Below are 4030 nucleotides of genomic sequence, written 5' to 3'. Positions count from 1 at the left end.
AAAATCTCTGGACTTTCTTGCCATAATTACACCCTTTTGGTATTTCTACAATTCTTAGACTTCTTGCATAACATCACTTATGTTGCATTCAGATTTTATAATAATCTTTCGTGGGAAGTTTTGTCTAGTAACAACACATAACTTCAATGTAAAATCGTCTCTATATCTGATACGATGAATTTGTATACATAATTTAGTGGTATCTAACATCATTTGCTGTCGGTACATTTTTTAACTTTTTCGCTGTGTTCTCAATGCTATCCCCACTACTTGCTGCTTTTACTAAAATTTCAAATAACGTTTGTTGGTCAAATCCACCTTGAGTTTTAATTGAGAAGTTCTCTGCTAAACATTCAATAACTTCTTCCAGGGTTTCCGAATCCGTTAAAGCCAAATGTTCTGATGGAAAAATCAATTAATTTCAACCAATATGTGACACACTACTTTCATTATCTCATCTTTGGATAACCCTGATAGCACTATAAGCATTATTTATATTTTATGTACTTTATCTGACAGCGTGTACGTAGATAACCATTAGCGATCGCTCTTCGGAGAAAAACTTTTTGGTTTACTGGTCAGTAATCTTTCCAATTGCTCTGCTATTACTTCATCTTCCACCATTGGTCGCTGTTTCTTTTTGGCATGGTCTCTGTTGCTTTTTTTACTGCTGGTCATGGCTAGACTAAATTCCTCAATCACTTGTCTAGATTGAGTTTCCCACTCTTTTGATCTCTGTTAATACTACCCTTGACAATCTTCCCTTTTCCTTAACTTGTCACGAATGTGCTAAGACCGCAGCAAAGGCTGATAAGTCTGAACTGAGTGCAGAATATTTTGACACTTACAATGAGATAAAAGCCTTGCCGGACAGAGAAATTAAATTACTTTTAGCAGAAAAAGATAATCAAATCCGCAGATTAGAGAATATGGTAATGAAGGCACTTGAGCGTCCTAGTTTTTATTCAAACACCCAAATAGAAAAGGTAAATACAATGACTAATAATCCTGGTGGAATTTCCCAAAATGTAAGTGGTGGTAATGTGTATGGTGGGATGCAAGCAGCACAGGGTAATAATAACGTGCAAACATCAACCACTTATTCTTCATCAGAACAAAAACAAAACCTTGCAGAAGCCACAGCAGAAATTCAGGCATTGCTAGAGCAGTTAAGCCAGTCTTATCCTACTGAAACAATGTCAGGAAAAATGGCACTGGCAGCAGAAGCCACACAACGCATCGAAAATAACCCAACTTTAATGCAGAAAACAATCAGTGCGTTGAGGGCTGGTGGTACGGCGGCTCTAGAACAAGCCCTCAGTCATCCCGCAGCCAGCTTTGTCATTGCTGCTTTAGATGATTGGAATAAAAACAATCAATAAATTATTAACTTGAATTAGGAACACTAGATCAATTTAGAACAATCCAAAATTGGTTTGGTGTGAAAAAGCATTTTATTTATTGCTATCAAATTTTAACTATGGATCAGCCGAAGTCTCCTGACGATAATCAAGCATCTTTGCCTGAAACTGGTATAGGACAGGAGGTTAATAATTCAACGTTCGGTGGTGGACAGCAGGCTGCAATAGGTAATGATAATATCCAAAATCAGGGGAACAATAACTGGCTAGGTAATACCTTAAATTTTTTCTTTGGGCAGCAGACAACAACCCCAGTAGGCAACCCTGATCGACCAAAGAACGAGCGGATACTATTAGCCTCAGTTAAGGAAGAAGTGACTTCCCGGTTAAGGCAATCTCTACACAATGCTGTGCTGATTAATTTGGGGAAAGAATCACAACCTCAACAAGTAAAAAGACCTTGGGATGCTGAGATAAAAATTGGACTAAAGCCTGCTGAACCTCTCCCAGATACCACAACAATTTTGGAAATTTTTGACTCCCAAGAAATTGCAGGTAAGTTGCTAATTCTGGGAAATCCTGGTGCTGGGAAAACTACTACAATGCTAGATTTAGCGAAAGCTTTAATTGCACGGGCAGAACAAGATGCTGATTATCCAATTCCAGTATTGTTTAACCTCTCGGCTTGGAAGTATGATAAGCAGTCGATGCGGGATTGGTTGGTGCTGGAATTAAAGTCGAAATATGTAGTGCGTCAGGATATTGGTGCAAAGTGGTTGGATGATGCCAAGTTGTTACCAATGTTGGATGGGTTGGATGAACTAGAGTCAGCACGTCAGGAAGCTTGTGTCAATAATATTAATAAATTTTTGCAAAGTGAATGGAGATCGCAGTATTTAGTGGTTTGTAGTCGCTCGGAAGAATACACAAATTATAAAATCAATCTGCAATTAAATGGAGCAATTTTTCTACAACCACTTACAGATAAACAAATTCAGGCATATTTAACAAGGCTAAACCAACTAGAATTATGGAGAATAATACAAGTTGATACAGAGCTATTAAAGTTGCTGAGAACATCTCTATTTTTATCAATTTTAGGATTTATCTCATTGCATAAAGCTTTATCTCTTCAAGAGTGGAAAACACTTACATCAACTCAAACACGACTGGAATACCTTTTTGGTACTTACTGGGAAACGGCAATAAGACGAGATATTGTGACTCCACAAATGGAGTCTCAGGGATTTAAAAGCCGTTCTTATGGAAAGAAAAAACCTCCGAGTGAAAAGCAAACACGACGGTGGTTACTGTTTTTGTCACAGCAGTTACAAAAAGAATCCAAAACTGAATTTTTGATTGAAAAAATGCAATTGTCTTGGTTGATAAATAATAGACAAAAATGGACTTATAGAATATCTTTTGGGATGCTTAGTGCCTTGATAGTTGGAATGATTTTTGGGACATTTGGTGAACTAAATGTTGGTCTAACCTTTGGGCTCATTGGCGGACTAATTGGTGGGTTTAAGGAAATTAGACCTGTTGAATCATTTCGTTTTAATTTTACTGATAAACTAGGTAAAAATTTATTTAAAAACATAATCTATGGACTACTTACTGGACTTAGTTTTGGATTGATTGGTGCATTAATTGGTGAATTTTTTTTAAGGCTGAGTGGCAGAGGTTTGATTGCCGGGGCGTTTTTTGGCTTAATTAGTGGTGTGATTATTGGACTAATTAATGGGTTAAAAGCTGATATCCAAACTCGAACAAAACCAAACCAAGGAATTTTGGAGTCTGCAAAGAACTCGGCTGTAATTACCCTAAGCATCCTACTCATTTTTGTTCTGATACAGGGTTTAGCTTCGCAAACTCTCAGCAACATCTTTACTCAACCTAAGTTCACTAGTCTTGTAGTTTGTTTACTGGCTGCATCAGTATGCGGGTGTGGTTCAGCAAGTGGTGGTCAAGGTGGTATGCAGCATTTTACCCTACGCCTCGTCCTCTACTTCAACGGCTACATCCCCTGGAACTACGCCCGATTCCTCGACTACTGCACTGAGCGATTATTTCTTCAGCGTGTTGGTGGTCGCTACCGCTTCATCCACAAACTGCTGCAAGACCACTTCGCTCAAACAGAGTGCAAACGGAATTAAGCAGATACTACCAACTCACACAAGGCGATCGCCAATCCCGTCGCCTTCAAATTTATCGAAGGCTTGAGCCATGAAAATCTGCGCTTGGATGTAGCTGATACCATCACTGGATTTGTCTTCGTGAGCTATACTCAATTTTTATTCAAGCTTCTAAATAGAAAAGGTAAATATAATGACTAATAATCCTGGTGGAATTTCCCAAAATGTAAGCGGCGGTAATGTGTACGGTGGTATGCAAGCGGCGCAAGGCGACAACAACCAGCAAACAATGGAGACTAATGTAATCGCATCTGGTGAAAAACAGCTAAACTGATAAAAATAATGAGCCTATTTAAAAATATTCAAGATGCAATCTGCAACCCACAAGTGAAATTGTCTGATATACTCAATACCTTAGCCAAAAAAAGAGTATAAAAAGAGGGCTGATGTAGTAGAGTTATAGTCTTCCACAACGATAACTCGAAAGCCACACACAGCCCATGTTTGATATCTTAACACTCTTGCAATGCCTCC

4 protein-coding genes and 1 pseudogene are annotated in these 4030 nt (G+C 38.3%); 3 read left to right on the top strand and 2 right to left on the bottom strand.

Annotated elements, in window-relative coordinates; genetic code table 11:
* Window positions 1-196 precede the first annotated feature (196 nt).
* Both FFR48_RS26095 and FFR48_RS26090 read right to left on the bottom strand, forming a co-directional pair.
* A pseudogene (locus tag FFR48_RS26095) lies at window positions 197-415 on the bottom strand (ISH3 family transposase); the annotation flags it as partial.
* 122 nt (window positions 416-537) lie between these two features.
* Window positions 538-678, bottom strand: a complete 141-nt coding sequence (locus FFR48_RS26090) for a hypothetical protein (RefSeq protein ID WP_162501971.1) — start codon at window positions 676-678, stop codon at window positions 538-540.
* A 50-nt stretch (window positions 679-728) separates the two neighbouring features.
* Here FFR48_RS26090 and FFR48_RS26085 point away from each other — a divergent pair, with 50 nt between their 5' ends.
* From FFR48_RS26085 to FFR48_RS26075, 3 genes are all read left to right on the top strand, one after another.
* Window positions 729-1382 (top strand): hypothetical protein, encoded by a 654-nt coding sequence (locus FFR48_RS26085; RefSeq protein WP_236104193.1) that lies wholly within the window; start codon window positions 729-731, stop codon window positions 1380-1382.
* A 98-nt stretch (window positions 1383-1480) separates the two neighbouring features.
* Window positions 1481-3517, top strand: coding sequence for an NACHT domain-containing protein (locus tag FFR48_RS26080; RefSeq protein ID WP_096572939.1), 2037 nt, complete (start codon window positions 1481-1483; stop codon window positions 3515-3517).
* A gap of 172 nt (window positions 3518-3689) precedes the next feature.
* Entirely contained in the window at window positions 3690-3830 is a 141-nt protein-coding gene (locus FFR48_RS26075; RefSeq protein WP_162501970.1) for a hypothetical protein, read from the top strand.
* The last annotated feature ends 200 nt before the right edge of the window (window positions 3831-4030 follow it).

It is taken from the genome of Sphaerospermopsis reniformis, assembly GCF_005402885.1.
In the GTDB taxonomy this organism is placed as follows: Bacteria; Cyanobacteriota; Cyanobacteriia; order Cyanobacteriales; family Nostocaceae; genus Sphaerospermopsis; species Sphaerospermopsis kisseleviana.
This window is presented reverse-complemented; position numbering and strand designations above follow the sequence as displayed.

What these genes read in the sequence shown, in the direction of transcription:
- FFR48_RS26090 (WP_162501971.1), bottom strand. Translation starts at nt 678, where the DNA reads ATGACCAGCAGTAAAAAAAGCAACAGAGACCATGCCAAAAAGAAACAG.
- FFR48_RS26080 (WP_096572939.1), top strand. Translation starts at nt 1,481, where the DNA reads ATGGATCAGCCGAAGTCTCCTGACGATAATCAAGCATCTTTGCCTGAA.
- FFR48_RS26075 (WP_162501970.1), top strand. Translation starts at nt 3,690, where the DNA reads ATGACTAATAATCCTGGTGGAATTTCCCAAAATGTAAGCGGCGGTAAT.